The 4237-nt window shown below is 68.2% G+C and carries 4 protein-coding genes and 1 pseudogene; 3 read left to right on the forward strand and 2 right to left on the reverse strand.

The genetic code is table 11. From position 1 onward, the window contains the following. Positions 1–86 precede the first annotated feature (86 nt). Positions 87–2087 (reverse strand): heavy metal translocating P-type ATPase, encoded by a 2001-nt coding sequence (locus ACHFFZ_RS07335; protein WP_394275996.1) that lies wholly within the window; start codon positions 2085–2087, stop codon positions 87–89. A gap of 121 nt (positions 2088–2208) precedes the next feature. After that, entirely contained in the window at positions 2209–2442 is a 234-nt protein-coding gene (locus ACHFFZ_RS07340; protein WP_394275997.1) for a heavy-metal-associated domain-containing protein, read from the reverse strand. 162 nt (positions 2443–2604) lie between these two features. On the opposite strand from ACHFFZ_RS07340, the gene ACHFFZ_RS07345 reads away from it, so the two are divergent. From ACHFFZ_RS07345 to ACHFFZ_RS07355, 3 genes and pseudogenes are all read left to right on the forward strand, one after another. Then, positions 2605–3285 carry a Crp/Fnr family transcriptional regulator gene (locus tag ACHFFZ_RS07345; protein WP_394275998.1) on the forward strand — a complete coding sequence of 227 codons (681 nt, stop codon included), beginning with the start codon at positions 2605–2607 and terminating at the stop codon, positions 3283–3285. Between the two features lie 300 nt (positions 3286–3585). After that, positions 3586–3708 (forward strand): hypothetical protein, encoded by a 123-nt coding sequence (locus ACHFFZ_RS07350; RefSeq protein ID WP_394275999.1) that lies wholly within the window; start codon positions 3586–3588, stop codon positions 3706–3708. Positions 3709–3745: 37 nt separating this feature from the next. Beyond that, positions 3746–4237: pseudogene (locus ACHFFZ_RS07355) on the forward strand (pyruvate formate lyase family protein); the annotation flags it as partial.

Raw genomic sequence — 4237 nt, forward strand, 5'->3', positions numbered from 1 at the left:
GGGCCGTCTCCGTCCATCCTTCGCACCAACCACGTCCGGGGCAGTAGCGGGCTCAATGCCCACATACTGCCCCGGACGATTCGGTCTCAGGCGTTCACCAGTTGTGCCGCGGGTGTGCTCGTCCTCCCGCTTCTTGGCGTCGCGGTGGGTTCTGCGGTCCTGCGCAGCAGGCGCATCGCATTGACGATGACCACCAGCACGGAGGCCTCGTGGACGAGCATGCCGACCGACATGGTCACCCCGCCGGCGAAGACGCCTGCCAGCAGCAGCACGACGGTGACAAGGGCGATCGCGATGTTCTGTCGCATCACCGAGACGGTCCGCTTGGCCAGACCGATGCCCTCCGGCAGCTTGAGCAGGTTGTCTCCCATGAGGGCGATGTCCGCGGTCTCCACGGCCACCGCCGAGCCGGCCGCTCCCATGGCCACACCGATGTTCGCGGTGGCCAGGGCCGGGGCGTCGTTGACGCCGTCGCCGACCATGGCGACAGTGTGACCGGCGCGCTGCAGCTGCGTGACCACGTCCAGCTTGTCCTCGGGAAGCAGGGAGGCGTGGATCTCGTCGATGCCGGTGGCCTTCCCGACGGCCTCGGCCACCAGCCGGGTGTCGCCGGTGAGCATGACCACCTTCTCGACGCCGGCCCGGTGCAGACGGGCGACCATCTCGGGCGCATCCTGCCGGATCTGGTCGGCCACGGCGACGACGCCGATCGCCGTGTCGTCGACGGCCACGATCATCGGAGTCCTGCCAGCGGCGGCCAGGCCCTGGGCGGCGCGGCTCGCCTCGGCCGTCTCGGCGATGCCGTACTGCTCCAGCAGCGGCGCGTTGCCGATCAGCACCCGACGGCCATCGACCTCGGACACGATGCCCTTCCCGGGCACCGGGGTGACGGCACCGGGGACACCCTGCGAGCCAACCCCCTCGGCGTGGGCGGTCTCCAGGATGGGACGGGCCAGCGGATGCTCCGATCCGCTCTCGGCGGCCGCCGCCCAGCGCAGCACCTCGCGGCGATCCAGCGCAGGATCCAGGACGACGACGTCGGTCAGCTCGGGACGTCCCTCGGTGAGGGTGCCGGTCTTGTCGACGGCGACGGCGGAGATCTTCGCGGAGGTCTCCAGGTACTCGCCACCCTTGATCAGGATGCCGTTGCGGGCAGCACGACCGATGCCGGCCACGATCGCCACCGGGATGGAGATCACCAGGGCACCCGGGCAGCCGATGACCAGCAGCGTCAGGGCCAGGACCACATCACCGGAGACCAACCCGGCCACCAGTGCCAGCACCATCACCGCGGGCGTGTACCAGCGGGAGAAGCGGTCGATGAAGGCCTGGGTCTTCGCCTTCGCGTCTTGGGCCTCCTCCACCCGGTGGATGATGCGGGCCAGGGTGGTGTCGGCACCGATGCCGGTGGCCACCACCTGCAGGAAGCCGCCGCGGGAGACGGTCCCGGCGAAGACCTCGTCGCCCTCGGTCTTCTCCACCGGGATCGACTCGCCGGTGATGGAGGCCTCGTCGAGGGCCCCGGTGCCGGCGACGACCTTGCCGTCCACCGGCACCTTCGCGCCGTTCTTGACCAGGACGACCTCGCCCGTCCGCACCTGCCCGGCAGGAATCTCCTGCTGCTCACCGTCGCGCATGACGACTGCGGAGTCGGGGGCGACGGCGACGAGTTCGGCCAGTGCCGAGCGCGTCTTGTTCAGCGTCGCGGCCTCCAGCGCGTGCCCGATCGCGAACAGGAAGGTGACTGCCGCGGCCTCCCAGAAGTTGCCGACGATGACGGCACCGATCGCGGCGACCGACACGAGCAGGTCGATGCCGACCACCCTGGCGGTCAGCGCCCGGATGGCCTTCGCCGCGATGCCGTAGCCCGCCACCACGGCGGCAGCGAGCATGAAGACGTCACCGAGGGTGAAGGCCCCGCCGGTGTGGGTGGCGTGGGCTCCGGCGTCGAGCCACCACTGGGGGCCGACGCGGATGTTGGCCGCCCCTTCGCCCAGCCACTTGATGGCGAAGGAGATGGCGATGAGCGCGCCGGAGGTGACGGGAACCGACCAGTTCCCGTGAACCCATCTGTGGAACTTGTTCATTTTCGCCCACGTCCTTTCTGGGCTTGTTGATTCTTGGGCTTCGTGCCTTTTTGGGATCTGTGCCGAAGAACCGGCACGGATGAAATGCGGCCGGGCGGAATGCGCACCGGCCGCGGCGTCCTCAGAAGGCCGAAGGGGCGGCCTTGTAACCGGCCTTGGCAACGGCGGCGACGAGATCGTCGACGGAGACGCTGTCCCCGTCATGGGAGACCTCGATGCGGGCAGAGGCGAAGTGGACCTTCACGCTCTCGACGCCCTTGAGACGGCCGACCTGCTTCTCAATCTTGGAAACGCAGGAGGGGCAGGAGAATCCTTCCGCCCGAAGAACGGTGTGGGTGGTGGTGGAGGTGGTCATTGGCTCTTCCTTTCGTGACGGTTACTTCTTGACGACCCTCACGCTAGGTTTTTGCCGCCCGGAACTCCTTGACGCAGGTCAAGTACCGGCTGCGCTGCTGGAAATTCCCTTGCCAGAGGCTGCGACGGTGCCCCCGATGCCGGCTCCGGTAGCCTTCGGGTCATGCCTGCGAACGATTTGTGTGTCACTCGCGTCCCGATCTTCAAAGGACTCACCCACGACCAGCAGCTGCACGTCGCCGAGTTCGCCCACCCGCTGCGCGTGGACAAGGGCGAGATGGTCTACGGTCCCGGAGACCAGGTCCCGCGCGTGCTGGTCATGCACCGCGGACAGCTCAAGGTCAGCCGCACGGCCGCCAACGGACAGGAGCAGATCCTGCGCACGGTGACCGACGGCGATGTGGTGGGAGACCGCGCCTTCCTGACCGGTCACCGTTCGAACGAGCTGGTCACCGCACTCGAGGACAGCCAGATGTGCGTCTTCGACCATGCCGACCTCGCCGCCCTGCTGCGCGCTTATCCCGACATCAGCCAGGCCATGTTGCGAACCCTTTCCGACCGGCTCTCGTCGGTCGAGCGACTACTGGCCGCGATCACCTCCCACGACGTCGGCGTCCGCGTCGCCGCCTACCTCCTGGACCTTCCCGGCAGCATGCGAGACGGCCTGCCGAGCGTGCGGCTGCCGATGGCCAAGCAGGAGGTCGCCGCCTACCTGGGCACCACGCCAGAGACACTGAGCCGACGCCTCGCCGCGCTCTCCGCGTCGGGCGTCATCGAGCTGCACGGGCGGCGGGACGTCACCATCCTCGACATCGACGCCCTCGAACGCGTCGCCGCGCCCTGATAGGCCGCTGCGGGGGCACTCCGTCACGACGGGTGAAATTCCCCACCGGCGCGTGCCGCAGCTCGACACGTTCCGGGTGTCAGGGGAGTGTCGCGGGGGTCGCTCCAACCCCCCGGGAGCCGCCGGGATTTCCTCCTGGCAAGCGTTGCAGCCGTTTCCGCTCCTGTTCACGAGGCCCGCCGTATACACCCTGCACCCTTCACACCAACAAGCACCCCCGCGATTCGCCACTTGAAAGAGGGTCCTATCGTCGTCCGGGTTGGATCCCATTCACCACGTTGGAAGAGGGTAAGCGCAGAGATGGACACGTCATCGCCACTGGTCGAGAAGGCAGTCGAGTGGGAGGGCTGCACCGCCGGCCCGTGGCAGGAGGCCATCGACGTGCGCGACTTCATCCAGCGACTACACCCCCTACGAGGGTGACGCCGCCTTCCTCGCCGGCCCCACCGAGAAAACCCAGCGCACCTTCGAGACCCTCGAGAAGGACTACCTGTCGGTTGAGCGCGCCAAGCGCGTCTACGACGTCGACACCGTCACCCCGGCCGAGGGGGACGCCTTCGAGCCGGGCTACATCAGCAGCGACGACGACGTCATCGTCGGCCTGCAGACCGACACCCCGCCCAAGCGCGCCATGATGCCCAATGGCGGCTGGCGCATGGTCGAGACCGCCATCAACGAGGCCGGCCTGGAGCCCGACGAGCGCGTCAAGGAGATCTTCACCAAGTACCGCGAAACGCACAACGAGGCCGTCTTCGACAGCTACATCCCGCGCATCCGCGCCGCCCGCAGCTCCCACATCATCACCGGCCTGCCGACGCCTTCGGCCGCGGCCGCATCATCGGCGACTACCGCCGCGTCGCCCTCTACGGTGTCGACGCCCTGATCGCCGAGAAGAACCAGGCCAAGGACTCCGTCGCGGACAAGCCCTTCGACGAGCACTGGGCCCGCTTCC

The sequence above is a fragment of the Luteococcus sp. genome, assembly GCF_043424415.1.
Classification (GTDB): domain Bacteria; phylum Actinomycetota; class Actinomycetes; order Propionibacteriales; family Propionibacteriaceae; genus Luteococcus.

Excerpts from the sequence above, each read along its gene's own strand:
- ACHFFZ_RS07335 (WP_394275996.1), bottom strand. The coding sequence starts at position 2,087 with ATGAACAAGTTCCACAGATGGGTTCACGGGAACTGGTCGGTTCCCGTC.
- ACHFFZ_RS07340 (WP_394275997.1), bottom strand. The coding sequence starts at position 2,442 with ATGACCACCTCCACCACCACCCACACCGTTCTTCGGGCGGAAGGATTC.
- ACHFFZ_RS07345 (WP_394275998.1), top strand. The coding sequence starts at position 2,605 with ATGCCTGCGAACGATTTGTGTGTCACTCGCGTCCCGATCTTCAAAGGA.
- ACHFFZ_RS07350 (WP_394275999.1), top strand. The coding sequence starts at position 3,586 with ATGGACACGTCATCGCCACTGGTCGAGAAGGCAGTCGAGTGGGAGGGC.